Annotated in this window: 24 protein-coding genes and 1 pseudogene; 13 read left to right on the plus strand and 12 right to left on the minus strand. The window is 73.7% G+C overall.

Annotation, left to right across the window (positions count from 1 at the left end):
- Positions 1-106: 106 nt before the first annotated feature.
- Entirely contained in the window at positions 107-985 is an 879-nt protein-coding gene (locus ACFY2K_RS30595) for an SDR family oxidoreductase (protein ID WP_380588525.1), read from the minus strand.
- 84 nt (positions 986-1069) lie between these two features.
- Between ACFY2K_RS30595 and ACFY2K_RS30600 the strand changes: the two genes are divergently transcribed.
- Positions 1070-1663 carry a TetR/AcrR family transcriptional regulator gene (locus ACFY2K_RS30600; RefSeq protein WP_380532482.1) on the plus strand — a complete coding sequence of 198 codons (594 nt, stop codon included), beginning with the start codon at positions 1070-1072 and terminating at the stop codon, positions 1661-1663.
- Between the two features lie 96 nt (positions 1664-1759).
- On the opposite strand, the gene ACFY2K_RS30605 is transcribed toward ACFY2K_RS30600, so the two are convergent.
- Positions 1760-2389, minus strand: coding sequence for a TetR/AcrR family transcriptional regulator (locus tag ACFY2K_RS30605; protein ID WP_380532484.1), 630 nt, complete (start codon positions 2387-2389; stop codon positions 1760-1762).
- A 249-nt stretch (positions 2390-2638) separates the two neighbouring features.
- Here ACFY2K_RS30605 and ACFY2K_RS30610 point away from each other — a divergent pair, with 249 nt between their 5' ends.
- The gene (locus ACFY2K_RS30610; RefSeq protein ID WP_387715828.1) at positions 2639-3874 is read left to right on the plus strand and encodes an MFS transporter; all 1236 of its coding nucleotides are present in this window, start codon (positions 2639-2641) and stop codon (positions 3872-3874) included.
- 116 nt (positions 3875-3990) lie between these two features.
- On the opposite strand, the gene ACFY2K_RS30615 is transcribed toward ACFY2K_RS30610, so the two are convergent.
- The 3 genes and pseudogenes from ACFY2K_RS30615 to ACFY2K_RS30625 all read right to left on the minus strand — a co-directional run bounded on the left by ACFY2K_RS30615 (position 3991) and on the right by ACFY2K_RS30625 (position 5385).
- Positions 3991-4281 (minus strand): muconolactone Delta-isomerase family protein, encoded by a 291-nt coding sequence (locus ACFY2K_RS30615; RefSeq protein ID WP_387715988.1) that lies wholly within the window; start codon positions 4279-4281, stop codon positions 3991-3993.
- A 21-nt stretch (positions 4282-4302) separates the two neighbouring features.
- A pseudogene (locus ACFY2K_RS30620) lies at positions 4303-4668 on the minus strand (YybH family protein); the annotation flags it as partial.
- A 132-nt stretch (positions 4669-4800) separates the two neighbouring features.
- Positions 4801-5385 (minus strand): DinB family protein, encoded by a 585-nt coding sequence (locus ACFY2K_RS30625; RefSeq protein WP_387715831.1) that lies wholly within the window; start codon positions 5383-5385, stop codon positions 4801-4803.
- Positions 5386-5536: 151 nt separating this feature from the next.
- On the opposite strand from ACFY2K_RS30625, the gene ACFY2K_RS30630 reads away from it, so the two are divergent.
- The gene (locus ACFY2K_RS30630) at positions 5537-5899 is read left to right on the plus strand and encodes a DUF1304 domain-containing protein (protein ID WP_375884222.1); all 363 of its coding nucleotides are present in this window, start codon (positions 5537-5539) and stop codon (positions 5897-5899) included.
- On the plus strand, positions 5896-6513 hold the full coding sequence (locus ACFY2K_RS30635) for a TetR/AcrR family transcriptional regulator (protein WP_380532494.1): 618 nt from the start codon (positions 5896-5898) through the stop codon (positions 6511-6513). Before ACFY2K_RS30630 ends, ACFY2K_RS30635 begins: the two co-directional genes overlap by 4 nt.
- Before the next feature lie 19 nt (positions 6514-6532).
- Here ACFY2K_RS30635 and ACFY2K_RS30640 read toward each other — a convergent pair whose 3' ends face one another.
- The 3 genes from ACFY2K_RS30640 to ACFY2K_RS30650 all read right to left on the minus strand — a co-directional run bounded on the left by ACFY2K_RS30640 (position 6533) and on the right by ACFY2K_RS30650 (position 9798).
- The gene (locus ACFY2K_RS30640) at positions 6533-7408 is read right to left on the minus strand and encodes an alpha/beta fold hydrolase (protein ID WP_380532497.1); all 876 of its coding nucleotides are present in this window, start codon (positions 7406-7408) and stop codon (positions 6533-6535) included.
- A gap of 57 nt (positions 7409-7465) precedes the next feature.
- A complete protein-coding gene (locus ACFY2K_RS30645; protein ID WP_380532504.1) occupies positions 7466-8605 on the minus strand; it encodes a glycosyltransferase family 4 protein in 1140 nt (379 codons plus the stop codon).
- A gap of 71 nt (positions 8606-8676) precedes the next feature.
- Positions 8677-9798, minus strand: a complete 1122-nt coding sequence (locus tag ACFY2K_RS30650) for an acyl-CoA desaturase (RefSeq protein WP_387715835.1) — start codon at positions 9796-9798, stop codon at positions 8677-8679.
- A 303-nt stretch (positions 9799-10101) separates the two neighbouring features.
- On the opposite strand from ACFY2K_RS30650, the gene ACFY2K_RS30655 reads away from it, so the two are divergent.
- Positions 10102-11265: a hypothetical protein gene (locus ACFY2K_RS30655; protein WP_387715838.1), complete on the plus strand. Its 1164-nt coding sequence runs from the start codon at positions 10102-10104 to the stop codon at positions 11263-11265.
- A 72-nt stretch (positions 11266-11337) separates the two neighbouring features.
- Here ACFY2K_RS30655 and ACFY2K_RS30660 read toward each other — a convergent pair whose 3' ends face one another.
- From ACFY2K_RS30660 to ACFY2K_RS30675, 4 genes are all read right to left on the minus strand, one after another.
- Positions 11338-13989: a TIM-barrel domain-containing protein gene (locus tag ACFY2K_RS30660; RefSeq protein ID WP_380526529.1), complete on the minus strand. Its 2652-nt coding sequence runs from the start codon at positions 13987-13989 to the stop codon at positions 11338-11340.
- 72 nt (positions 13990-14061) lie between these two features.
- Entirely contained in the window at positions 14062-14892 is an 831-nt protein-coding gene (locus ACFY2K_RS30665) for a carbohydrate ABC transporter permease (RefSeq protein ID WP_387715841.1), read from the minus strand.
- Entirely contained in the window at positions 14892-15764 is an 873-nt protein-coding gene (locus ACFY2K_RS30670) for a carbohydrate ABC transporter permease (RefSeq protein WP_387715844.1), read from the minus strand. The genes ACFY2K_RS30665 and ACFY2K_RS30670 overlap by 1 nt, the downstream gene beginning before the upstream one ends.
- 118 nt (positions 15765-15882) lie before the next feature.
- The gene (locus ACFY2K_RS30675; RefSeq protein ID WP_375884243.1) at positions 15883-17163 is read right to left on the minus strand and encodes an extracellular solute-binding protein; all 1281 of its coding nucleotides are present in this window, start codon (positions 17161-17163) and stop codon (positions 15883-15885) included.
- 398 nt (positions 17164-17561) lie between these two features.
- On the opposite strand from ACFY2K_RS30675, the gene ACFY2K_RS30680 reads away from it, so the two are divergent.
- The 8 genes from ACFY2K_RS30680 to ACFY2K_RS30715 all read left to right on the plus strand — a co-directional run bounded on the left by ACFY2K_RS30680 (position 17562) and on the right by ACFY2K_RS30715 (position 24703).
- A complete protein-coding gene (locus tag ACFY2K_RS30680) occupies positions 17562-19028 on the plus strand; it encodes a transferase (protein WP_380526536.1) in 1467 nt (488 codons plus the stop codon).
- A gap of 143 nt (positions 19029-19171) precedes the next feature.
- Positions 19172-19870: a DUF4328 domain-containing protein gene (locus ACFY2K_RS30685; RefSeq protein ID WP_380526538.1), complete on the plus strand. Its 699-nt coding sequence runs from the start codon at positions 19172-19174 to the stop codon at positions 19868-19870.
- A 5-nt stretch (positions 19871-19875) separates the two neighbouring features.
- Positions 19876-20346 carry a hypothetical protein gene (locus tag ACFY2K_RS30690; RefSeq protein WP_375884250.1) on the plus strand — a complete coding sequence of 157 codons (471 nt, stop codon included), beginning with the start codon at positions 19876-19878 and terminating at the stop codon, positions 20344-20346.
- Positions 20343-20633 (plus strand): hypothetical protein, encoded by a 291-nt coding sequence (locus tag ACFY2K_RS30695; protein ID WP_375884252.1) that lies wholly within the window; start codon positions 20343-20345, stop codon positions 20631-20633. Before ACFY2K_RS30690 ends, ACFY2K_RS30695 begins: the two co-directional genes overlap by 4 nt.
- Before the next feature lie 263 nt (positions 20634-20896).
- Positions 20897-21037: a hypothetical protein gene (locus ACFY2K_RS30700; RefSeq protein ID WP_387715850.1), complete on the plus strand. Its 141-nt coding sequence runs from the start codon at positions 20897-20899 to the stop codon at positions 21035-21037.
- Positions 21034-21990, plus strand: a complete 957-nt coding sequence (locus tag ACFY2K_RS30705; protein WP_387715853.1) for a trypsin-like peptidase domain-containing protein — start codon at positions 21034-21036, stop codon at positions 21988-21990. The genes ACFY2K_RS30700 and ACFY2K_RS30705 overlap by 4 nt, the downstream gene beginning before the upstream one ends.
- 4 nt (positions 21991-21994) lie before the next feature.
- Positions 21995-23524 carry a hypothetical protein gene (locus tag ACFY2K_RS30710; protein WP_387715856.1) on the plus strand — a complete coding sequence of 510 codons (1530 nt, stop codon included), beginning with the start codon at positions 21995-21997 and terminating at the stop codon, positions 23522-23524.
- Between the two features lie 93 nt (positions 23525-23617).
- Positions 23618-24703 carry an AAA family ATPase gene (locus ACFY2K_RS30715; RefSeq protein ID WP_387715859.1) on the plus strand — a complete coding sequence of 362 codons (1086 nt, stop codon included), beginning with the start codon at positions 23618-23620 and terminating at the stop codon, positions 24701-24703.
- Positions 24704-24710: the final 7 nt, after the last annotated feature.

The raw sequence follows: 24710 nt of genomic DNA on the forward strand, positions 1-24710 counted from the left end.
TGGGGCCCCCCCCCCCCGGGCCCCCGGGGGGCCCCCCCGCCCCCGCCCCCCCCCCGGGCCCGCCCCCGCCCCGCCGGGGGCCCCCGACCGGGCCCGTGCCGTGGGATCAGCGGAAGTAGTGGCCCTGGTCGAGGTCCGCGAGCAGCCCGGGGCCGGTGGGGTGCCAGTCGAGGAGGTGCTGGGTGAGGGTGCTGGAGGCGGGCTGGTCGACGGCGAGGATGCCGCCGAGGAAGCCGAAGTCCTCGGCCGGGGCGGCGGCCGTCGGGAGGGAGAGGTGGCGGCCGATCACCGCGGCGATGTCGCGGGTCGGTACGCCCTCGTCGCCGACGGCGTGCAGCATCGAGCCCGACGGGGCCTGCTCGGCGGTCAGGCGGAACAGGCGGGCGGCGTCGCGCACGTGCACGGCCGGCCAGCGCTGGGAGCCGTCGCCGACGTAGCCGGAGACGCCCTTGGCGCGGGCGGTGGTGACCAGCTGGGCGATGAAGCCGTGGTCGCCGTCGCCGTGGACGGTGCGGGGCAGTCGGACGACGGACGGGCGCACGCCGCGCTCCGCCAGGGCGAGGACGGCCGCGGCGTTCTCCTCGCGGCCCGCCCCGAGGGAGCCGGGGGCGCTGCGGTCGTGCTCGGTGGCCGTCCGCCCGGGTGTCGCCGGCGTCCCGTGGGCGACGACCAGGGGCTTGCCGGAGCCTTCGAGGGCCTCGCCGAGGGCCTCGGCCGCGCGGGCGTCGGTGCGGATCGAGGCGTCGAAGGCGGTGAAGTCGTGGACGAAGGCGAGGTGGATGACGGCGTCGGCGGCGGAGGCCCCGGCCCGTAGGGCGTCCAGGTCGCCGAGGTCGCCGCGCAGGACCTCGGCCCCGGAGGTGGCGACCTTGGCGGCCGAGGCGTCGGACCGGGCGAGCCCGGTGACCCGGTGGCCGGCCTTGATGAGTTCGGGGACGACGGCGGAGCCGATCCAGCCGGACGCGCCCGTGACGAAGACGTGCATGACAGAACCTCCGAACGAGTGATGTCAGTGACTGTCGTCAGGCTAGCAGTGATGTCAGGGACTGTCATCGCGTACGATCACCGCATGGGCAGATGGGAGCCGAACGGGCGCGGACGGCTGGCGGAAGCGGCACTGGCGCTCTTCGCCGAGCAGGGGTTCGAGCGGACCACGGCGGCGGAGATCGCCGTGCGGGCCGGGCTGACCGAGCGGACCTTCTACCGGCACTTCGCCGACAAGCGCGAAGTCCTCTTCCACGGCACCGAGTTGATGCGGGAGCTGCTGGTACGGGCGGTTGCGGAGGCACCCGCCGACGCGGCCCCGATGGAGGCGGTGGGCGCGGCCCTCGAAGCCGTGGGCGCCGTCCTGCAGGAGAACCCCGAACGGGTCCGGCGGCGCGACGCCGTCGTGTCGGCCAGCCCGGAGCTACGGGAACGCGAGCTGGTCAAGCTCGACGCGATGGCGGCGGCGACCGCCGAGGCGCTGCGCGGCCGCGGCGTCCCCGCGCCGACCGCCGGCCTGGCGGCCGAGACGGGCATGGCCGTGTTCAAGGTCGCCGTCGCGCGCTGGATCGCCGAGCCGGCCGACCCGGTCGGCCCGGACGGTTCGGACCTGCCGGCGCTCATCCGCGCGTCCGTGCAGGACCTGCGGCAGGTCCTCGCGGCCGGCGCGCCTGCCTGAGGCGTGCGGGGATAGGGGCGTGCGGGGAAGGGTCGTACGGGGAAGACCGGGACCCCGTACCGCACCTCGAGGAGATTCGAGGAGAGCCGCTGCGGATCAGGCGGTGCCCGGGCGCACGGCGGTAGCGGGTCGGGGTGCGGGTTCTGTGGTCCAGGCCCGGACCAGGATTTCGGCGTGGTCCGCGAGCAGGGCGGGTGGCAGCGGGCCGCCGGTCTCCAGGATGACGGCGAGGACGGGCCCGGTGAGCTGGGCCGCGGCCAGTGGCGCGGGGGGCATGTGGGCGGCGTGCGGGCTCACGCGGGCGAGTACGGCCTGGGCTGCGGTGCCGAGGAGGTCGGCGGTGCGGACGAGGTCGCGTACGGCGCTGTCGTGCTGCGCTTCGCCCAGCAGGGCCCGGTAGGCGAGACCTGCGGGTGAGGTGGTGAGGAAGCACGTCAGCGCTTCGAGGAATGCGGTGAGGTCGTCCGTGGGGCGGGCTCGGGGTTCCGTGGCCAGTTCGTGGGCGGCGTCACTGGTGCTTGCCTCGAGCAGGATCTCGGCCTTCGTGGACCACCACCGGTAGACCGTCTGGCGCCCCACCCCGGCCCGCTCGGCGATGCCCTTCATGGTCATCGCCGCGTATCCCTGCTCGACGAGCAGGTCGTCGACGGCGTGGAGAACGGCGACCCGCGCCGCCTCACTGCGGGGGCGCCCGGGTGAAGCGTGCTCTGGGGGGGTGCTCTGCATGGGGCCAGCTTAACAAGACACCGTGCCTCGAAATGGTGCTAGCCTCTTTCGAGACACAGTGACCCGTAATTGGGTGGCGGCTACGCCGTGCCCAACGGCCCTCACGGCAGAGGAAGCCCTCATGAACACCACACGCCACCGCACCGGCCCGGCCCGGACCCTCGACCCGGCCGCACCCGCCGAGACCCGCCCCGCCGCCACGCCGGGAGACCGCACGTGAACACCCTGGCGCCCGGGATCCGCGACGGAATGACCCCACGGCAGGTGACGTTCGCCTTCCGCGGCCTCCTCGCGGTGCGGCTGCTCGGCGCACTCGCCAACGGCATCATGCTGCCGTTCATCGTCCTGTGGGCCCACCGCGTCGGCGGACTCGGCGGAGCAGCGGCCGGAGCCCTCTTCCTCGTCCAGGCCGCCGGCGAGTTCACCGGAGGCCTGGCCGGGGGCGTCCTGGCCGACCGGATCGGGCACCGCCGCATGATGCTGCTCTCCACGACGGGAATGGCCCTGGGCTACGGCAGCCTCTTCCTGGTCCACCACGCCGTCCTCGCCCTCGTGCTATTCCTGGCGGCAGGGCTCTTCGAGTCGGCGTTCCACCCCACGATCGCCGCCCTCATCGGTGACCTCCACACGGATGAGGACCTTCACCAGGCCTACGGACTGACCCGCGTGGTGGCCAGCATCGGCGGTGTGGTCGGACCGGTCCTGGGCGCGGTCGCCGTCGCCTTCTCGCTGTCGAGCGTGTTCGCCGTAGCGGGCGTACTGCTCGTCGCCGCCGCGATCGCCGTGTTCATCACCGTCCCCGCCGACCGCGTCACAGGTCCCGAGACCGCACAAGAGGCAACCGGCGGCGAGGCCGAGAACGTGCACAGCCCGTTCACCCACATCCTGCGCGACCGCAGACTGGCCCTGCTGATCCTCGGCGGCAGCCTGCTGACCGTCACCTTCACCTGGTGGGAAGCGGACGGCCTGGTCCTCCTGAACCGCGTGGACTCCATAAGCCCCACGGCCTACGCCATCCTGTTCGCCGTCGACGCCCTCGCGATCATCCTGTTCCAGATGCGCGTCAGCCGCTGGGCCCGCCGCCGCGACACCGCCCGGCTCCTCTTCCTGGGCGCCGCCCTCCAAGGAGCCGGCCTCGCCGGGTTCGCCGCCGCCGGCCTCGGCTACCCCGCCCTCGTCGCCGCGGCCCTCGTCACCTCCTTCGGCATTATGATCTACGGCCCCACCACCTCGGCGTTCGTCAGCCGCCACGCCCCGGCGGGCAGCAGCGCCACCTACCAGGCCGCCCTGTCCACCTCGCAGGACATCGGCTCGGCGATCGGCCCGATGTCCGGGCTGGCCCTCGGCCGCATCGGACCGCCCGCCCTGGTCTGGCTCACCGCACTCCCCCTGGGCCTGCTGGCCGCTCTCGCGACCGCCCGCGCCACCCGGGTTCCACAACAGCGGGGCGCCGGGACCGTGCCGGCGCAGAGGACAGAGCCGTAGCAGCCTCACGGTGCCCATCCGTCGGCGAGAAGGCGGAGACCGTCGAGCGCGCCCGGCGCGCCGTCGGGGTGGGGCGGGCCGAGCCGTGCCGACCCGTGTGGGGCCCGGTCCGGCCGTCAGGGCCGGGCCGGGTCGTTGGGGTGGGACTCCAGGGCGGTCACCGTGAGGGTCATCCACGGCCGCAGCGGGAGGCTGCCGAGCACCTCCTCGCGCAGCTCGTCCTCGTCGGCGGCCCACCAGACGCCGATGCTGCGCAGCTCGCCGACCGGGCGCCACAGCCGCGCCAGGCGCCCGGCGGCGGCCAGCTCGCGGGCGCGGACGGCCTCGGCGGCGCGCCGGCGGTCGACCTCCGCCGCGGGCGTGCCCTCGGGCACGGTGGTGGTGATCTCGACCAGGAACTCGCGCAGGGGCGCGGCGGCCTCCCGGGGCAGGAGGGAGACCTGGTAGTGGGCGATCGCCCAGCCGTCGGCGGTCCGTTGCAGCAGGACGCCGAGGAAGACGCTCAGCGTCGGGCGGTCGGTGAACGAGAAGTCCACGGCCAGGTATCCGAGGACGAGGTCCCGGGCCGGGCGGTCGATCGTCAGGATCTCGTACTCGGCGGTCATGCCGGCGGGTTGGGCGGCGTAGTAGGCGGCCACCCCGGGCCGCCCGACACTGTAGGGGTGCAGGCCCTGGAAGACCGCGTCCTCGGTGAAGAGGGCGGCGACGCGTTCGGGCTCGTGCCGGTCGACCGCGTCCTTCCAGCGGTCGAGCACCTCGCGCAGGACGGTCTCGTCGGCCGGGTCCTCGTCCATGGTCCGGGTCTCCTCTCGGGAGCGGCGGTGCCGCTGCGGTGGCCGGCGCTCGCGCCGCCGCCCAGGTGCAGGATCCCCCGGACCGGGCGCCGGCCGCTCGTCGGCGGCCCGTCGGCCGCCCGTCGACACCCTCTAAGCCTTGACCGGTGCGGCCGACCTGGCGGCCTGCTCGACCTTCGCGACGTAGGCCGCACGGGCTTCCTCGTCGACCTGCTGCTCGTGTTCGGGGCGCATCCCGGTCCGGCCGTCGAGGCCCTCGCGCAGGATGTCGGCGTGCCCGGCATGCCGGTTGGACTCGCCGAGGACATGGACCATGACGGCGAACAGGTTCGTGTCGGCATGAGGCCCCGGCCACCACGGCACGTGGCCGGGGGCGTCGAGGGGAAGCCCGTTGATCGTCGCGTCCGAGTGCGCCCAGGTGCGCCGGTAGAACCCGATGACCTGATCGCGGGTCTCGTCCTCGGTCGCCCACAGATCGCCGCCGTCGGAGTCCTGCCACCGGGGCAGCGGCTCCGGGGACGGGCGGTCGAAGACCTCGCCGAAGTACCTGGCCTCGACGGTGGCCACGTGTTTGACCAGGCCGAGGAGGTTGGTCCCGGTCGCCGTCAACGGTCGGCGGGCGTTGTACTCGGACAATCCGTCGAGCTTCCAGAGCAGTGCCTCGCGGTCCCGCCGCAGTCTCGCGTGCAGGTTGTCCTTCGCGAAATCATCGATCATGCGCCATGAGCCTGCCATGGGCCGCTCGTGGCCTCAAGGTTCCGTACGTGGTCCAACGACCCGCTTTGGCGGCGGAGGGCGGGTGCCGGTGGACTTCATGGACAGGTGTCCAGATAATATGGACACCTGTCCATGAACTCGGGAGCTGACGATGCGTACGACGGCGGAACTGCTGGTCGGCCTGGTGGCCGTGCTGCACGGGTACATCCTGGTGCTGGAGATGTTCCTGTGGGAGCGGCGGCCCGGCCGAGAGCTGTCCGGGTTCGACCCGGAGCTCGCCCGGGCGACGGCGCCGCTGGCTGCCAACCAGGGCCTCTACAACGGCTTCCTGGCCGCCGGGCTGGTCTGGGGGCTGCTCGCCGGCGGTACCACGGGCCACCAGGTGCAGGTGTTCTTCCTGTCCTGCGTGGTGGTGGCCGGGCTGTACGGCGGCGCCACCGCGAACCGGCGGATCCTGCTCGCCCAGGCCCTGCCCGGAGCGGTTGCCCTCGGCGCCGTCCTGGTGGCCGGATGAGCGCCGCCCCGGACCCGTGGGACGCCCTGAACCCCAGGGGGGCCGTGGACCCGAGGGGCGCCGTGGACCCCAGGGCCGAGCGGACCCGGGCCGCCCTGCGGCGGGCGCTGCTGGCGGAGTGCGCCGAGCGGCCGCTCGCGGAGGTCAGCGTCGCCGCCCTGGTGCGCCGGGCCGGGGTGGGGCGGGCCACCTTCTACGTGCACTACGCCGATCTGGAGGCGCTGGCGGTGGACGCCTGCGCCGACCTGGTCCGGGTGGCGGTGGACGCGCTGCACGCCTGGCGCGGCGTGCCCGACCCGGACGTCCCGCCGCCCGCCCTCACCGGGTTCTTCACCGAGCTGGTGCCGCACGCCGGGCTCCACCGCGCCCTACTGGCGCCGGGCGGCGGCGGGCCGCTCGGCCTGGTGCTCAACCGCGAGCTGCGTGAACGCAGCCGCACCGAGCGGGCGTTGGCCGGAGCGCCGGAACCGGACCTGGTGGCGGCCGCGGTCGCCGGCACGTTCACCGGGGTGCTCGCCGACTGGCTGCACGGCCGGATCGCGGCGGAGCCGGAGCGGGTCGCCGAGCGGGTCTGGCGCCTGCTGATCTCCCTGCACCGCACGCCGGGGCTCTGACCGGCACGACGGCGGGGCGTCAGGCCACCGGGACGGGTACGGGTGCCCGTCCGGTCTCGGCGATCAGGGCGCGGAGGGCGGCGGCGACCGGGGCGGGGCGTTCCTGCATGGCGACGTGGCCGGTGTCGGGGAGGGTGAGCAGGCGGGCGTCGCGGAAGGCGGCGTAGGCGCGCGGGGCGAGCCGGAACGGGACGAGGCGGTCCTCCCGGCCGTAGACCAGCAGCGTGGGGGCGGTGATCCGGCCCGCCTGGCGCCAGGGGGAGGCGGCGCCCCGGTGCAGGGAGGTGCGGACCACGGCGCGCATGCCCGCGGGCAGCATCCCTCCCGCGTACGGGAGTTCGCTGCGGCGCAGCCGTTCGCGGGCCTCCGCCGCGCGCACCTCGGGGCGGACCCGGGCGGGGTCCGCGTAGATCAGCCGGTAGAGGTCGTCCAGTTGGCGGTCCGGGCTCCGCTCGGCGAGCAGCCGGGCGTACAGGCGCGGGGCGCCGGGGAGGGCGAGCAGCGCCGCGCGCAAGGCCTGGGGGGAGGGGAGGGCGGGCAGCACGGGGGCGAGCAGGGTCAGGGAGGCGACCAACTCGGGCCGATGGGCGGCGATGTGCATGGCCGTCAGGCCGCCGAGGGAGTTGCCGACCAGATGGACCCGGCGGTGCCCGGCGCGGTCCAGGTGGGCGGCGACGGCCGCGGACTGGCCCTCGACCGTGACGAGGCCGCCGGGCGGGGGCGCCGACCGGCCGTAGCCGGGGAGGTCCAGGGCCAGGCAGTGCACCGCGCCGCGCAACTGGCCGATCAGGGCCGCCCAGTTGTCGGTCCAGCCGCCCAGGCCGTGCAGGAAGACGGCGGTGTCGGCGGCGGGTGCGGTGCCGGGGGTGTAGGCGGCGGCGAGCGGCTGGTGCACGGGGGCTGGTTCCTTCGGGAGCGGAGCTGCGGTGGAGTGGCGGTGGCGTCGCGCGGCTCACCGCCGCAGGGCTCCGGTGGTCTCCGCGATGGCGAGGCGGTAGTGCCCGATCAGCCGGTCGCCGATCGACGCCCAGTCGCGCTCGGCCACGGCGGCGCGGCCCGCCCGGCCGAGTTCGGCCCGCAGGCCGGCGTCCCGGGCGAGCCGGTCGACGGCCGTCCGGAACTCCTCGCCCGCGCCGGGCGGCACCAGGAAGCCGGTGCGCCCGGGGCGGACCAGGTCCAGCGGCCCGCCGGCCGCCGGGGCGACCACCGGCAGGCCGCTGGCCATCGCCTCCTGGACGGTCTGGCCGAAGGTCTCGTACGGTCCGGTGTGCGCGAAGACGTCGAACGAGGCGTACAGCCGGGCGAGTTCGTGCCCGGTGCGGCGGCCCAGGAACTCCGCGTCCGGCAGTGCGGCCTCCAGCGGGGCGCGGCACGGGCCGTCGCCGACCACCACCAGCCGCACGCCCGGCAGCCGGGAGGCCTGCACCAGCCGGTCGACCTGCTTCTCGGCCGCCAGCCGTCCGACGTAGCCGACCAGCACCTCGCCGCGCGGGGCGAGCCGGCGGCGCAGCGCCTCGTCGCGGTGGCGCGGGTGGAAGCGCTCCCGGTCGACCCCGCGCGGCCACAGGTGGAGCCGGGGGACGCCGTGGGCGGCCAGCGCGTCCAGCGACGCCCGGGAGGGCGCCAGCGTCCGGGCGGCCGCGCCGTGGACCCGCCGCAGGATCCGCCAGGCCGTCCGGGCACCGGCCTCGCCCGCGAACGGGAGGTAGGTCCGGGCGTAGGCCGCCATGTCCGTCTGGAACACCGCCACGGCCGGGACGCCGGCCCGCCGGGCGGCCGCGGCGCCGGCCGCGCCGAGGGCGAACGGCCCGGCCAGGTGGACGACCTGGGGGCGGTGCCGCTCGATCGCGGCCGCCAACTGCCCGCCGGGCAGGGCGATCCGCACCTCCGGGTAGCCGGGCAGCGGGACGGACGGGACCCTGAGCACCTGGTAGCCGTCCACCCGCTCGGGGCCGCGCCGGGTGCGGGTCGCCGGGGTGACCACCAGGACGCGGTGGCCACGGGCGCTCAGGTGCTCGGCGGTCCGTAGCACGCTGTGGGCGACGCCGTTGAGCTGCGGCGGGAAGGACTCGGTGACGATCAGGACCCGCAGCGGTCCGCCGTCCGGCCCGGGGGTGGGGGGTGCGGCGGTGCCGAGCGTCACCGGCCCCGACAGGAGGCGGCTCACCGGGCGGCCCCGCTCTCGATGCGGGCGGCCCCACTCTCGACCCGGGCACGACCGTCCTCGGCCCTGGCCCCGGGTACGGCCGCACTCGGCGGCGCGTCGACGCAGCGGCCCACCGCCCGGAGGTCCCGCAGGATCTCCCGGAACGAGTCGACCAGCCCCGCCTCGGCGTACGGCAGGCCGACCTCCGCGCAGTAGGCGCGCACGATCCGCGAGGCCGGGCGCAGCGCCGGGACGGGCATGGCCGGGAAGAGGTGGTGCTCGATCTGGTAGCCGAGACCGCCGAACAGGAAGTGGGTGAACCGCCCGGCGCGCAGGTTGCGGGAGGGCAGCACCTGGCGCCGGAGGTAGTCGGCGGGCTGCTCGTCCGGTCCGGTCATCGGCATGCCCTTGTGGTTGGGCGCGAAGATGCAGCCCAGGTAGACGCCGAGCACGGCGCCGCACAGCACGGCGAAGGCGAGCGCCTGGAGCGGGGTGAGGACGGCCAGCAGCAGGCCCGCCGCGAGGGCGTAGTGCAGGGCGGCGAGGGTCCGTTCCAGCACCGGGTGGCGCAGCCGGCCCCGGGTCAGGGTCACGGCGGTGGCGACGACCAGGCCGAGAGCCTGGAGCGAGAGCAGCGGGAAGAACAGCTCCGCCTGGTACTTGGCGACCGTCCTCCTCAACCCCTCGGTACGGGCCGCCTGTTCGGCGGTGCGGACGAAGAGCATGGCGTTGGCGGCCGGATCGCGCCCTTCCCGGTTCGGGTGGGCGTGGTGGCGGTTGTGGTCGCTGACCCACCAGCCGTAGCTCATCCCGACCACCAGGTTGCCGAGCAGGATGCCCGCGAGGTCGGTGCTCCGGCGCCCGGAGAACACCGCGTGGTGCGCGACGTCGTGGCCGAGCAGCGCCAACTGGCCCAGCACGAGGGCGAGTACGGGCGCCAGCGCGAGCTGCCACCAGCTCGCGCCGACGACGGCGAAACCGGCCAGCAGCAGGACGAGGGCGCCCAGCAGGGCGGCGGCCCGGCAGCCGTAGTACAGCGGGCGCTTGCGGAGCAGCCCGGCCTCGCCGACGCGTCGGCGCAGCTCGGCGAAGTCCCCGTGCCGGGTGGTTCCGGCGGTCGGGGTGTCCTGAAGGGTCATGCCACCATCCCGGTCTCGGGTCGCTCCGGCCGGTCGTGGCCGCAAAGCCACCCGTCCCGGGGCCACACGCGGTGGCCCCGGGACGGGCGGCGGCCTCACCCTTCCGCACCCGACCGGCCGGTGTCCCCGGCGGACCCGTGTCGCGGTCGGAATGGGCTCGAACGGGCGGGAGGCGGCGGGGGTTGTTCGGGCTGGCATCCGGCTGTCGAGCAGCTTTACGACGTTCCGGGCGGTCCCCCCGGTGAATGCGCTCCCCCTGCCCTCGGGCCGGGGCCGCCGGTCCGGTGCTCTAGCCTTTGGCCAATGACCGGGACGACCCATGTACACGCTGCCGACGTGCCCGACGTGCCCGACGTGCCCGACGAGGCCTGGAGCAGGTTGACCGCGGCCACCGACCTCGATCGGGACGTGGCCCGTTCCTGGCTCTCCGGGCTCGGTTTCAACCGCTCGGCGCCCGTCGACGTGCTCCTGAGCCTCCTGGACGCCGAGGAAGCCGGCTTCCTCTGGCGGGAGGACCTGCCGCCCGAGGTCGTGGACGCCGCGGTCGTCCACGGGGCCAGGCGCGTGCGCGTCATCGCCGCGGAATCCGGTCGCCTCTCCGCCGCACAGTGGGACCGGCTCGTCGCCGCCACGCCGGGTGCCGGGCTACGAGGGCTCTTCAAGGAGCTCGCGGGCGAGCAACTGGCCGCCCGGCGGCTCTCCCGCGGTGGCCGCGGCGTCGGCCGCGCCCCGCACCCCGACGCCACGCCGCCCGGGACGCCGGAGGAGATCGCGGCGATGGCCGCCGACGTCCCCGACATCGACCCGGAGGGCCAAACGACGGCGCTGTGGTGGATCGGCGCCCTGCACGGGGACGCCGACGCCATGCGTCAGCTCGCGGCCTCGCCGAACCTGCTGATCCGCCGCAGCGTCGCCAGGGCGCCGCGCCTGCCCGCGGACGTGGTGGCCGGGCTCGCCCGCGACCGGGACCGGGTCGTGCGGCTCTTCCTCGCCGAGTCGTGCGACGACGCTCCAGCGGAGCTGCTGCTGGACGTGGCCGCCTGGTGGGACGGGAGCCTGTCCTTCCCCGGCCGACCGCACAACCACCCCAACTTCCCCCGCGCGGGCCTGCTGCGCTACGCGACGGACCCGAACCCGCGCCTGCGGGCCCTCGCTCTCGACGACCCGGCCTCGACCGGCGCCCTCGTCGAGCAGCTCGGCCGCGACCCCGATCCGCTCGTCCGCGCGGCTGCCGCCCAGGACCGGCGCCTCTCGCCGGAATCGCTCCGGCGGCTCGTCACCGACACCGACCGAGGCGTGCGCCGGCGGGTCCGGCTCAACCCCGCCCTACCGCCGGATCTGCTGGTGACGCTGCTGCTCGAAGCCGACAGCGCCGAGCACGCCGTCCGCAACCCCGCCATCCCCGTCCCCGTTCTGCGCCGCATGGCCGCGCTCGGGAGGCTCTGGGCCGCGACCGGAACCTCCTGAGCACCGGAGCGGCCGGGGCCCGCCGACGCCGAGGCCCCCGGGTGGTTCCCCGGGGGCCTCAGCGTCAAGGGTTCAGTGGATCAGGTGGAGCGAGAACTCGTCGTCGGTGGGGACCGACGGGGTCTTGACGTGGGTCACGCCCGTCGCCGTGTCGAAGAACCAGCCGGAGGCAGCGGTGTCGAGGGCGGCGGCCGAGTGGAGTTCGGGGAGCCGGCCGCCCTGGGTGACGACCAGGCGCGGGGCGGACTGGCCGTGCACGGTGAAGCGGTACGAGCGGGCGTCCGGCTTGCCGGTGTAGCTGCCCTCGCTGGCGCCGACCTCGACGGTGGTGACGGGCCCGTGGGCGTGGACCTCGACCTGCTGGGTGGCGGAGGAGCCGGCGTTGTACTGGCGGGTGACGCCGTCGTCCTCGTACAGGGTGTACGAGGAGTCGCCCTTCGGGTAGAGGTCGTAGTCGAGTTCGCCCTTGTCGCGGTTCTGCCAGGACAGCGTGCCCTGCGGCCACATCGGGACGATGGCGCCGCCCTTGACGAACACCGGCAGGGTGTCCAGCGGGGCGGAGTAGTCGTCGATGGTGGTGGGGCCCTGGTAGGTGCGCCCGGTCCAGTAGTCGGTCCAGGTGCCCTCGGGCAGGTAGATGCCGTTGCGCACCGAGGTGTCGGAGTAGACCGGGGCGACCAGGAAGTCCGGCCCGGCGAGGAACTCGTACGTGGCGTTCGGGCCGAGCGCGGCCTTGTCGTGCGGGTACTCCAGGGCGAGCGGGCGGACGGCGCCGATGCCGGTGCGGGTGGCCTCGGCGGACAGGGTGTACATGTACGGCAGCAGGCGTTCCTTGAGCTGGAGGTACTTGCGGTTGATCGAGGTGTAGGGCTCGCCGTCCAGCCAGGGCTGCTGGTCGCGCTGCTCCTTGCCGGTCATGTCCTTGGCCCAGCCGTCCATGGTCATGATGGTCGGCAGGAAGGCCTTCCACTGGAGGTCGCGGGTGTACATCTTGGGGTCGCGGCGGAAGATCGAGCCGACGTCCCCGGTGTCGTAGGCGATGCCGGACATGGTGGCGCCCGCGTAGGTGGGGATCTGCCAGCGGATGTAGTCCCAGGACAGGCTCTGGTCGCCGCTCCACAGCACGCCGCAGCGCTGGGCGCCGGCCCAGGAGACCGGCAGCCAGACGAAGCCGCGGGCGTCGCTGTTGTCCTCGATGCCGGCCTTGGCCTGGTCGCAGGCGTTCAGCGCGAAGTCGTAGCCGTTGCCGACCCAGGCGACGTCGAGCTTGCGGACCCGGACCCCGGCCTTGACCTCCTCGGCCTGGTTGGGCAGGCCGTTCTGGGTCCACAGGCCGAGCTGGGCGTGGTCCTTGCGCAGGCCGTCGCCGGTCTGCGGGAGGTTCTCGTAGCCGCAGCCGTAGCCGTCGTTGACCAGCATCCAGCCGAGCGGCATCTGGTTCTGCACGTAGCCGTCGGCGACCTTGAGGGCGTCGGTGGTGTGTCGCTCGCCGCGGTTGGCGTTGTGCAGGTAGCAGTCGGAGTCGCCGGGTTCCAGGCCGTAGACCGGCGGCATGAAGGGCTTGCCGACCAGCGAGGTGTACTGGCCGATGACGGACTTGACGTCCCCGGTGAAGTAGTAGGCGTCCAGGCGCCGTTCCTGCTGGCCGGTGCGCACCGGCGAGCCGAAGTCGTAGATGCCGGGGGCGAAGGTGTTGCGGAAGACGCCGTAGCCGCCGCTGGAGACGTAGAAGGGCTGGGAGTTGTTGTAGCCGCCCTCGTTCCAGTTGGTGCTGTTGGCGACGTGGACCACCTGGTCGCGGTGCGAGAAGCTGCCGTTCTGCTCGCCGCCGCCGAAGAACTGCTCGTCGGTGCCGCGGGTCAGGCTCTGCCGCAGGCCGCTGGTGGACCAGCGCATCGGGGCGTTCTCCTGCCAGATCGCGGTGCGGTTGTCGGCCTGGTAGAGGCCGAACCGCAGCGGGTGCTTGTAGACCCGCAGTACGACGTGGCCGGAGCGGATGCCGTAGTAGTCGCCGGCATCGAACGAGGAGGTGCGGGGCTGGAGTTCGGGCTGCTTGCGGATGATGGTGCTGCCCGCCGGGTCGGTGATGGTGCCGTCCGGCGCGGCGCGCAGCCGCAGTTGGTCGTCGGCGAGGAAGTCGACCTTGGCCTTGAGGGTGCCGGCGGCGATGTCGTAGCTGCCCTTGCCGCCGCTGAACGAGGTGAGGTCGCCGGCGTCGGCGGTCTGCGGCAGGTAGGCGCGGCCGGTGAAGGAGCCGCCGTGCACGTCGTACGGGACGACCAGGACGTGGTAGGTGCCGGAGGCCTTGGGGATCACCGTCGCCTCCGGGTCGGCGGTGCCCGCGCTCTCGGCGACCTCCTTGCCGTTGGCGTCGTAGATGTACAGGTCGAAGTCGTCGGTGGGGTTCTGCCACTGGACGGAGATCGGGACGCCGCCCTCGGGGTTGTCGTCCCAGTAGCCGTTCGGGACGTTCACCGTCAGGTCGAAGCGGGCGCAGACCGCGCCGTCCGGGTCCTGGGCGACGGCGGGGCAGGAGGTGGCGCCGCCGAGGGTGCCCTTGGCGTAGGTGGGGCTCTGCCAGGTGACGTTCTGGTGGCTGCCGTCCAGGACGGCGGCGGGCGGGCCGGCGGCGTGGGCCGGCACGACGGGGCCGGTGACGGCGGCGAGGCTGGTCAGGGCTGCCGCGAGGGCGGCCCGGCGGAGCTGGGGTCGGAGCAGGCGCACGGGGGTTCTCCTGTCGACTCGGGGGCTCGGGGGCGGGGCTCGGGGGCGGGGTCTATCTGCTGACGGGATGCGCTACTTGACGGATCCGGCGGTCAGGCCGGAGACCACGTGCCGCTCGATCAGCGCGAACAGCACCACCACCGGCACGATCGCGACGACCGAGCCGGCGAACAGGTAGTTCCACTGGACGGTGTAGTTGCCGATGAAGCTGTTGATCCCGACGGTCAGCGGCTGGCTGCCCGGATCGGTGGACAGCGTCAGGCCCATGACGAACTCGTTCCAGGCGGAGATGAAGGTGAAGATCACCGCCGTGACCACGCCCGGCAGGGCCAGCGGCAGCACCACCCGGCGCAGCGCCCCGATCCGGCCCAGGCCGTCGAGCAGGGCGGCCTCCTCCAGCTCCACCGGGATCGAGGAGATGTACGCGGTGAGGATCCAGACCGCGAAGGCCAGGTTGAACGCGGCGTTGCAGAGGATCAGCGTCCAGACCGAGTTGAGCATGGACAGCTGGTAGAACTCCCGGTAGAGGCCCACCAGCAGGGAGGTCGGCTGGAACATCTGGGTCACCAGCACCAGCAGCAGGAACAGCCGACGGCCCCGGTAGCGCACCCGGGCGGTGTAGTAGGCGGCGGGCAGCGCGACCAGCAGCGCCAGCAGGGTGGAGCCGCCGGCCACCAGCAGGGTGACCCGCAGGTTGTCGCCGAGCGTGGACTCCTGCCACACGCCGACGAAGTTGGACCAGGCGAAGTGCCGTGGCAGGTACGTCGCGTCGCGCAGCTCGTCGGCCGGGCGCAGCGCGGTGACGACCATCTCCAGGTACGGGAACAGGAAGACCGCGGCCAGCAGCCAGGCCGCCCCCGCGAGGGCCAGGGTGCGCGGCCTCCAACGGTTCTGGCGCGGCATCAGCTCTCCTCCTGGTTCCAGCGGCTGACCTTGAGGAAGGCCAGCACCATCAGCACCACGAGGGCGAAGTTGACCACCGACATCGCCGCGGACTCCCCGATGTCGGTGGACTTCAACTGGTACATGAACACCGTGCTGGTGGCCGTGTCGCTGCTCGGGCCGCCCTGGGTCATGCCCCAGATCACCGGGAAGGAGTTGAAGACGTTGATCAGGTTGATCACCAGGCCGACCAGGAACGCCGGGCGCAGCAGCGGCAGGGTGATCCGCCGGTACGCCTGCCAGGCCGAGGCGCCGTCCACCCGGGCCGCCTCGTACACCTCGGCGGGCACGGTCTGCAGACCGGCCAGCAGGGTGTAGGTGGTGAACGGGAGGGAGACGAACACGGCGACGAAGACCATCCAGGGCCAGGCCGTCGAGGGGTCGCCCAGCCAGTCCTGCGGGCCGTCGACCAGCCCGAGGTCGGTCATGACGGTGTTCAGCACGCCCGCCGTCCGGTCCAGCATCCAGCGGAAGCCGATCGCGGTCATCAGCACGGACGCCGCCCACGGCGCGATCAGCGCCCAGCGGGCGTAGCGGCGGCCGGGGAAGCGCTGGTCGAACAGCTGGGCCAGGGCGAGCGACAGCAGCATGGTCAGGCCGACCACGGCGAGGGTCCAGGCCACCGTGGCCAGCAGGACGTGGCCGAGGTCCGTCTCGTCGAACAGCTTGCGGTACTTGTCCAGTCCGGCCGAGCCGCGGACGAAGCCGCTGGTGCTGACCCGCAGGAACGAGGTGCGGACCATCTCGTACACCGGCCACAGCACCACGGCGAGGATCAGCAGCACGGCCGGGGCGATCCACGGCAGCGGGCCGAAGCGACGGCCTCTGCGCACAGGGGGGTTGGGAGTCACGGGGGTGCCTTTCACGGCCGTCGCCGGGTGCCGGCCGTCACTTGTTCGGGGTCGGCCGGCACGCGCTCGGGGTGGGCCGTCAACTGTCGGGCGCCTGACGTCACTTGTTCGCGACGGCGTCCTGGGCCTTCTTCTGGAGGTCGCCGAGCACCTTGGCCGGGTCGCCCGCGACGGCGCTGCCGACCGACTTCTTGATCTCGGCCGAGACCGCGTCCCAGGTGGTGTCGCCGAGCGGGTAGAACACGGCGTTCGGCAGCAGGGCGAAGAACGGCGCGAGGTCCTGGTGCTTGCCCCCGGTGGTCAGCTCCTGCAGCGCGCTCTTGGTCACCGGCATCAGGTTGTACGTCTCGTCGAAGGAGACCTGGTTGGCCTTGGTGTACGCGAAGTCGAGGAACTTCCGGATCTGGTCGCGGTGCCCGTTCTTCTTGAACGCCATCATCCAGTCCGCCACGCCGAGGGTGGAGGCCAGCGGGCCGTTCTTGCCGGGGATGGGGGCGACCCCGTAGTCGACCTTGCCGTCCTGCGCCATCTGGATCAGCGACGGGTGCCCGTTGAGCATGGCGGCCTTCCCGGCCGCGAAGTCCGCGAACGCGGTCTTGCGGTCGGTGGTGGCCGGGTTGGCGTAGGTCAGCCCCGGGTCGACCAGGTTGGACCTGAGCCAGCGGAAGGTGTCGATGTCGGCCTGGCTGTTCAGGGTGTACGCGCCGTCCTTCCCGGTCGGCCCGCCGTCGTTGCCCAGCTCCCAGATCATGCTCTCGCCCTGGGCCTCCTCCGGCCCCAGCGGCAGCGCGTACGGCGTGACCCCGGGCACCTTGGCCTTCACCAGCTCGGCGTCCTTGCGCAACTCCTCCCAACTGGTGGGCGGTTGGCCGATTCCGGCCTGCTGGAACAGCGCCTTGTTGTAGAACAGTGCCCGCGCCGAGGAGACGAACGGGATGCCGTACTGCACGCCCTTGACCTGCCCCGCCCTGGCGAAGCTGTCGATCAGGTCGCCCCGGGTGTCGGGCGACAGCACGTCCTCGGCCTTGTACAGCAGGTCGTCGGCGACCTTGTCGGCGTACCCGCCGGTCTGCAGCACGTCCGGCACGTTGCCGCTCTGGATCATCGTCTTGACCTGCTTGTCGATGTCGTTCCAGTTCACCACCTGGACGTCCACCTTGATGCCGGGGTTGGCCGCGGTGAACGCGGTGGCGACCCCGTTCCAGTAGTTCTTCGAGCTGTTGGACTCCTTGTCGCCGTAGTCGGCGGCCACCAGCTTGAGCGTCACCTTCCCGTCGGCGTCCGCCCCACCACTGCCGCTCCCGCCGCCACTGCCGCAGGAGGTGAGGGCGAGCGCCCCCAGGGCACACGCCGAGACGAGGGCCAGCACACGTTTGTCCACCGCAGATACCGCCTTCGTGCGTGCTTGATCGGATGATCCAAGATGCTTGAAGAACACTGGTTTTGAGCAGTTTCGAAAGAGCAGCTTGCTGCTCCGGGCGGTTCATGTCAATCGTGACTGCAGTTTTGAGCAACACAACCCCTGACTCTCGGCCCACCGCGCCCCGCTCTGCGCAGAAACGCTCAAACCATGGGGCGGTCCCGGCCCCGCCGGTCGGGCGAGTGGCCCCCGCGGCTCATATGTCGCTCAAATCTCTTCAACTCTTGGTGAGTTGGGCCACATCATGGAGTGCCCGCGGCGGCCGGACACGCCAGGTGTGCCCGGGACGCAGCGCGGGCACCCGTGGGTGCTCGGAGCAGGGGGGCCGAATGTCATCAGGTGTGCGGACGCTTTCCCGGGTGATCACGGCGATCGCGCTCGTGGCCGCCTATGCCGCGCTGCACGTGCTGATCACCGTGGTCGAGAGCCGACAGGCCGAGAGCCGCCTCCAGGACGGCCCGGCCCGCGTCGCCGCGTTCACCGTCCTGGTGGACCGCTTCGCGGCCGGTGACCCGACTGCCCGCGCCGAACTCGTCGCGGCGAGGGCGTGGTTCGAGGAGAACGTGCCCGCCGGCCGGGCCCGGGCCACGGTCGCCGCGGTCACCGGCTTCGTGGACCTGGGCCGGGGCGCCTCCGCCCGGGCGCGGGCCGGTGCGCTCGCGGCGGACGTCGAACGGGATCGGGCGGGCCTCGACCAGGACCTTCGCTCCGAGACCCTGGCGGGGCTGTGGCTCACGGCGGGCGCGCTGGCCTTCGCCGGACCGTCGCTCTGGCTCCGCCGCCGACGCAGGGCGGCGACCGCGGAAGCCGTCCGTACGGTCGGCCGGTTCGCCGAGCGGCATCCGCCCTGGCGCCGGCCGCTGTTCCTGGCCGCGACCGGCCTCGGCTACACCCTGTTCATCGGAGGGATGACCCTCGTGAGCATGGCCCAGCGAACGAATCCGACCGAACACGGCCGACCGATGGCCGTCCAAGTCCTGCTGCTCCCGGTGGGGTTGGCCGCGGTCGGCGCGGGCTTCCTGGTCCTGCGCTACAGCCGGCCCCGTTCGACCCGGGGTGCGGTGCGCGCCCTGCGGGCCGACGGCCGCCGGCCCGTCCTCTACCTCCGCAGCTTCGCCGACGACCGCACCGCGGCCCAGGTCGACGACGGGCAGGCGCTCAACATCCACTCCCGGGAGGAGCAACTCGCCTCCGCCCTGGCGGCGTTCGGCCCGGTGATCGCGGTGGGCAGACCCGGTGAGCCGCTGCCGCTGCTCGGTGCGGCACGGTTCTACCTCCCACTGGACGACTGGAAGCCGACGATCCTGCGGCTGATGGACCTCTCCCAGCTCATCGTGCTGCGGGTGGGTGTCGGCGAGGGGCTGCGCTGGGAGATCGACCAGGTCGTCGCCACCCAGCCCGCCCGCAAGCTCCTCCTGCTGACACCGGGCCGGGTGAGCGAGGCGATCGACAGCCTGGACGGCCGGCTGCCGGTGCCCCTTCCGCTGGAGGGGGTGGCGGCGGACACCTCCTGGATCTCGGCCGCCGTCACCTTCGCACCCGACTGGACACCGCAGGTGACGGCGGTCCAGCCCACGTCCGGCCCGGCGCCCCACGGGCGCTGGATCATGCGTCGCCTCAGGGCGGCCAAGGAGGTGACCTGGGACCCCTCACCGGCGCGCCGGACGGTCGGCGCGATGAAGACCGCACTGGCGGCGGTGGGCGTCCGCGGCCGGATGGTCGTGGTGCGCAGCGACATCAACATGCTCGGCACCTGGGGCAAGGGCATGGTGGCGCTCGCGATCCTGGTCCTGCTCTACCGGCTGCTCGCACTCGCCGCTCCCTGAGAGTGCCCGGCCGCAACCGGCGCCGGGCGGCGGAGCCCGGCGCGACGTCGAGGACGCGGTGAGGACGCGTCGGGAACGCATCGAGGACACCTCGAAGAAACGTCGAGGACACGTCGAGGACAGCACGTCAACGGAGGGAACCCATGAGCAACGCACAGCAACACGGCGCCGGTCGCGCGGGCGGCACCGGGGCGAGGACGCACAGGCCGGTGACCGGTTGGGGCGTCGCCGCGGCGGTGCTGATCGCGGTGGAGGTCCTGCGGGAGGTGCTGGTCTCGGTGGCCAACTGGCGCGACTACCTGCTCATCCACGACTACCTCAACGGGGCGGCCACGGACGCGGACCTCGCGGCCGCCGATTCGGACACCCTCACGACGGTGTCGTCGCTGGCGGCGAGTTTCGTCGTCTGGGCCGCGGCCGGGGTGGCGTTCCTGGTCTGGCTGTGGCGGGCACGGATCAACGCGGAGGCACTGGGGGGTCGCGAGGCCCATCGCCGCTCCCGGATGTGGGCGGTCGGGGCCTGGACGGTCCCCGTGGCCAACCTCTGGTACCCCTACCAGGTCGTCACGGACATCTGGCGGGCCAGCGCGCCCCGGCGGCCGGCTCCCGACACGCTGGTCAAGGCCTGGTGGGCCTGCTTCATCCTGGCCGAGGTCGTCAAACCGGTCCAGTGGCGTCTGGCCAACTCGGAGGAGAGCGAGTCGGACGTGCTGGCCAACGCCAACGCGTCCGCGCTGCTGACGGCACTGTTCCTGGTGGCCGGGGTGCTGGTCATCCTCCTCATCCGGCAGGTCACGACCTGGCAGAACCGGGCGGCGGAAGCCGCGGGCGGTGAGCGGTGAACCCCGTGGCCGCCCGCCCCGCCGATCCCCACCAGCCGCCGGAACTGCTGGAGTTGTACAAGCTCGCGGTGGAGATGGCCGACCGGGTGTCAGCCCGCCGGGGCGCGGCCAACGCCTTCTTCCTCTCCGTGCAGACCGCCCTGGTCACCGTCGTCGGCTTCGGTGTTCCCCAACTGCGGGAGGCCGCGTGGTGGTCGGTGGTCGCCGTCACCGCGGCGGGCCTGACCCTGTCCGCCGCGTGGTGGCTCCAACTGCGCAGCTACCGGGACCTCAACGCCGCGAAGTTCAAAGTCATCAACGAGCTGGAGAACGGCCTGCCGGCCAAGGTCTTCACCGACGAGTGGAACCACCTCAAGCAGACCCCGCGCCAGGCCGGGCGCAAGCGGTACGCGGAACTCGGCATCTCCGAACGGCTCGTCCCCTGGGTGTTCGCCGCGGTGTATCTGGTGATCCTCCTGGGAACGCTGCTCGAATGACCTACCTCGACGAGCTCGCCGACCTCATCCGCTCGTGCCTTCCGGCCGCCGCCGCGCCGCCGGCCGACTCCGACGACCTCTTCCGCAGCTACGCCGTACTGCTCCGGGCGAAGGGGACGCAGGTCACGGACGAGGACGTCCACGACGCCTGGTCGGCGTGGATGCAGTCGACGAACGCCGACCACGGCGCCCTGGTCCCCTTCCAGGACCTCACCCCGGAGACCAGGGCCCTCGACGCCCCGTACGCGGAGGCGATCCGCGCCGCGGCGCGCAAGGCCGGACGGTGACGACCGGCGGCCGGCCCCGGCCCGGGGAGCGTGGCCGCTGAGACAGGAGTCCTCGCGCTCCGAAGGGCCTCGTCACTCGACAAGGCCGGCTGCCGGAAGGAGGCGTGAGTCACCGTCACCCACCGGAAGCGGGGAACTCCGGACGGGCGGAAGACGGCCGAACGGCCCGCGCGCTCGCGGTAGGGTGGCGCGCGCGGTCGGGGAGGCCGCAGGCAGGCATGGTGGTTCGGGCGTACGGCCCGGACGTTCGGGAGGGGAGCGGCGTGGCCGGGGACGTGACGGTGGAGACGATCGACCTGGGGGACGGCACCACGGTACGGGCCGAGGTGACCGGCGAGGTGGGCTTCGCCGAGGCCGAAGGAGCCGGGGCCGCCCCGGCCGCCACCCCCGCCGCCGCGGAGTGACCGGCCCGCACCTCGACGGCGCCCGGGCCGAGGCGCTGCACCGCTGCGCCGTCCGGATCGAGGCCGCGGGCGCCTTCCTGGGCAGCGGCTTCCTGGTCGCCCCGGGCCTGGCGGTCACCTGCGCGCACGTGGTGCTGGACCGGCGCGGCCCGGCCGAGGGCCTGGTGGTGCGGTACGGGGCGAGCACGCACCCCGTACCGCCCGACGCCGTCCGGGCCGAACCCGCCGAGCTGGGCGCCGGCCCCTTCGAGGCGTTCCCCGACCTCGCGCTGCTCGCCGTCCCGGCGCTCGGCCCCGGCCACCCGGTGGCCCCGCTGGCGGGCGCCGAGGCCGAGCCGGGGACGTGGCTGACCGCCCTCGGCCACTCCACGGCCACCCCGACACCGGGGGTCAACGAGGACACGGTGGCCCTGCGGGTCGTCGGCCGGTCCGGGGAGTTCACCGCCGTCACCGGCTTCGTGCAACCCGGCCTCAGCGGCAGCATGCTGGCCGGGCCGGACGGGCTGGTGCGCGGCGTGCTCAAGAGCACCCGCTCGCACAAGCAGGACCTGGGCGGCTGGTACGTGCCGCTGGCCGCCCTGATCGCCTTCCTCGGCCCGGAGGTTCACGCAGCCGCGCCCCCACCGCCGCCCACCGACGCCGACCTGGTGACGGCGCTGATGGCCCTCCCGTACACCGCGCGCGCCGACGGCCGGTTCGACCTGCTGGAGCGGATGGGCGAGCACCTCGGCCTGCCGAACTCCTTCGAGGTCGAGGAACGCTCCGACCGCCGTGACCACCTGTTCCGCATCGTGCGCCGCTGCCGCCACCACCGCGACGCCCCGGCGGCCCTCCGCGCGCTGTACACGGCACTGGAGGAACTCGCCCCCCACGACGGCGCGTTAGCGCACCTGCGGGACGTGCTCGGCCGGGCCGCCGGGGACCGCCCCGCGGACGGTCCGGGGAGCTGGTAGGCCGATGCACCCAGGCGCGAACGGCGGCAGGCCGCCGCAGGCCGCCGTGGAGCGGGGCCCCCACCTCGCCGCCCCGTTCGAGGAGGCCGAAGCCCTGCTGGCCGACATCCTGTTCGACTTCCAGGGCATCTCCCGACGGGACTTCCGCCAGGGCGTGCTGGAGACGATGGGCCGCTCCCCGGCGTCCCGCCTCTTCCACCTGGACGTCAAGGAGGCCGACACCCCGCGCGAACACGTCCTGGAGATCCTGCGGAGCATCCGCTGCGCCCGCGACCCCCGGGCCGTCCTCGGCTCGCTCGGCGAGGCGCTCAGGGACCACGACCCGTACGGCGGCGCCCTGCCCTGGCTGGAGGTGACCGTGCTCGCGCTGACCGCCGAGACCGGCCTCCCCGCCCGCGCCCTGCTCCACGCCATCACCCTGCTGCGCACCCTGGACCCGGCCCCCGGCCCGCACCAACTGCTCCTCCACGTACCCCCGAACGCGCCCGGCCGCCACCGGATCGACGAGCGGACCACCCTGCCCGAGGTCCTCACCCGCCTGCTGGACCACTTCGGCGGCCCCGACGCCGGCTACGCCCTGGCCTTCCTGGACGGCCTCGCCCGGGACCGCGACCTGCTGCTCCGGCACCCCCGGCTCGGCGACCTGGGCGCCCTGCTGTGCAGCCTCCCGGTCGCCCGCCCCGCGCCCCGGGAGGAGACGGCCGTCCGCCTGATCGTGCAGATCCGGCTGGAACCCGAGACCCCGGAGCACATCGAGGCCGGCCGCTACCACCTCCGGGCGTCCTGCTACCGGCAACCGCTGGCCGGCGGCCCGATCGCCCGCCTCCACGACCTCGTCGCCACCGACTCGCTCGCCCTGGAGGACCTGGTCGCCGAGGGCAGCGCCCGACTGGCCGGCTGGCAGACCCTGCTCGCCGAACTCGGCCGGAACCGGCGCAGCCCCGTCCGGATCGAGTTCCTGCTGCCCAGGGAACTGCTCGGCCACAGCGCCGAACTGTGGTCCCCGACCCTGGACGGACGCCGGATCGGACTGCTGCACCCGGTGGTGGTCCGCTACCTGGACCGCTACATCAACCCGTGGCTGCAGACCGAGGCCTGGTACGACCGGTGGGAGCACCTGTTCGCCGACACCCTCGACCGCGACGCCGCCGACCGGATCGACTGGCCGCCCCTGCACCCCGAACGGGTCGCCGACCTGCCCGGCTGGCTCGACGGCCGCCCCACCGTCGCCTGCCTCGCCCTCGACACCCCGTACGACGAACTCGACCCCCGGGTGCGCGCGGCCGTGCTCGACGCCGTGGAGATCGACGGCGTCCCGGCCATGCTGTGGCGCCGCACCCCCGGCGCCCCGACCGAGGTGGTCGACGCCCTGCTCCGCGACCGCCCGCGCTCCCTCGCCCACCTGCCGGAAGCCGTCCACCGGCACCGCAAGGTCACCCGGGAGGCACCCGCCCAGGACGGCGTCGCCCTCTTCTGGGACGACCCGAACTGCATGGACCCGGACCAGGACGCCGGGTTCCCGGGGATGGTGTGAGGCGGAGGGTGTGGGCCGGACGGTGCGAGGCGGATGGCCGGCGGTGAAGCGGGAACCGACGGCGCGGGAAACGACCGCACACAGGGCCGAGGAGTGGGAAACGATGAGAACGAGAACGAGGACGAGGACGAGGCGGTAACGATGCCCGAGAACTGGTGGATCTACCGGGGCACCGGCGTGCCCCACGGCGGCATCGCCGCGCTCCCGCCCGCCCCGGCCTGGCGCTCCTTCGGCGACTGGCTCGACGGCGACGAGGAACTCCCGCCGCCCCCCGTCCAGGAGGCCGCCGGCCTGACGGCCCGCCGCCTCGGCCGCGTCCAGCAGGCCACCGCCTACCAGGCCGACGAACGCGAGGTCCACCTCGTCAACCTGGCCCTCCACCTGCGCCGCCCGCTGCTGATCACCGGCAAGCCCGGCGTCGGCAAGTCCACCCTCGCCTACGCCGTCGCCCACGAGCTGGGCCTCGGCCCGGTGCTGCGCTGGCCGATCAGCAGCCGCTCCACCCTGCGCGACGGCCTCTACACCTACGACGCCATCGGCCGGCTCCACGAGGCCGGCCTGCACGCGCCGCAGGACGGCCCGCACCGCAGGCCGCCCGCCATCGGCCGGTTCCTGCGCCTCGGCCCGCTCGGCACCGCCCTGCTGCCCTGGCGCACCCCCCGCGTCGTCCTCATCGACGAGATCGACAAGAGCGACATCGACCTGCCCAACGACCTCCTCAACGTCTTCGAGGAGGGCGAGTTCGAGATCCCCGAACTCCAGCGCCTCGGCCCGGGCCCACAGGAGATCGCCGTCGCCGACCCCGGCCGGCGCGCCGTCGTCCGCGGCGGCCACGTGCGCTGCGCCCACTTCCCGCTGGTCGTCCTCACCAGCAACGGCGAGCGGGAGTTCCCCTCCGCCCTGCTGCGCCGCTGCGTCCGGCTGGAGATCCAACCGCCCACCGAGGAACGGCTGGCCGCCATGGTCGCCGCCCACCTCGGCGCGGACGGCAGCCCGGACGGTACCCAACGCGCCGAGCTCATCACCGAGTTCCTGCGCCGCCAGCGCGAGGACGGCGCCGACCTGGCCAACGACCAGCTGCTCAACGCCCTGCTGATGGCCGAACGCGGCCTGTGGGGCAGCGGACCGGGGCGCGACGTCATCCAGGACGTCCTGCTGCGCCCGCTCAACGAGAGCTGAGGCGGCG

This window comes from Kitasatospora sp. NPDC001309 (assembly GCF_042896295.1).
GTDB lineage: Bacteria > Actinomycetota > Actinomycetes > Streptomycetales > Streptomycetaceae > Kitasatospora.

Bases quoted from the DNA above. Each gene is read 5' to 3' on its own strand.
- ACFY2K_RS30595 (WP_380588525.1), bottom strand. From the start codon at position 985: ATGCACGTCTTCGTCACGGGCGCGTCCGGCTGGATCGGCTCCGCCGTC.
- ACFY2K_RS30600 (WP_380532482.1), top strand. From the start codon at position 1,070: ATGGGCAGATGGGAGCCGAACGGGCGCGGACGGCTGGCGGAAGCGGCA.
- ACFY2K_RS30605 (WP_380532484.1), bottom strand. From the start codon at position 2,389: ATGCAGAGCACCCCCCCAGAGCACGCTTCACCCGGGCGCCCCCGCAGT.
- ACFY2K_RS30610 (WP_387715828.1), top strand. From the start codon at position 2,639: ATGACCCCACGGCAGGTGACGTTCGCCTTCCGCGGCCTCCTCGCGGTG.
- ACFY2K_RS30625 (WP_387715831.1), bottom strand. From the start codon at position 5,385: ATGATCGATGATTTCGCGAAGGACAACCTGCACGCGAGACTGCGGCGG.
- ACFY2K_RS30630 (WP_375884222.1), top strand. From the start codon at position 5,537: ATGCGTACGACGGCGGAACTGCTGGTCGGCCTGGTGGCCGTGCTGCAC.
- ACFY2K_RS30635 (WP_380532494.1), top strand. From the start codon at position 5,896: ATGAGCGCCGCCCCGGACCCGTGGGACGCCCTGAACCCCAGGGGGGCC.
- ACFY2K_RS30650 (WP_387715835.1), bottom strand. From the start codon at position 9,798: ATGACCCTTCAGGACACCCCGACCGCCGGAACCACCCGGCACGGGGAC.
- ACFY2K_RS30655 (WP_387715838.1), top strand. From the start codon at position 10,102: ATGACCGGGACGACCCATGTACACGCTGCCGACGTGCCCGACGTGCCC.
- ACFY2K_RS30665 (WP_387715841.1), bottom strand. From the start codon at position 14,892: ATGCCGCGCCAGAACCGTTGGAGGCCGCGCACCCTGGCCCTCGCGGGG.
- ACFY2K_RS30685 (WP_380526538.1), top strand. From the start codon at position 19,172: ATGAGCAACGCACAGCAACACGGCGCCGGTCGCGCGGGCGGCACCGGG.
- ACFY2K_RS30695 (WP_375884252.1), top strand. From the start codon at position 20,343: ATGACCTACCTCGACGAGCTCGCCGACCTCATCCGCTCGTGCCTTCCG.
- ACFY2K_RS30710 (WP_387715856.1), top strand. From the start codon at position 21,995: ATGCACCCAGGCGCGAACGGCGGCAGGCCGCCGCAGGCCGCCGTGGAG.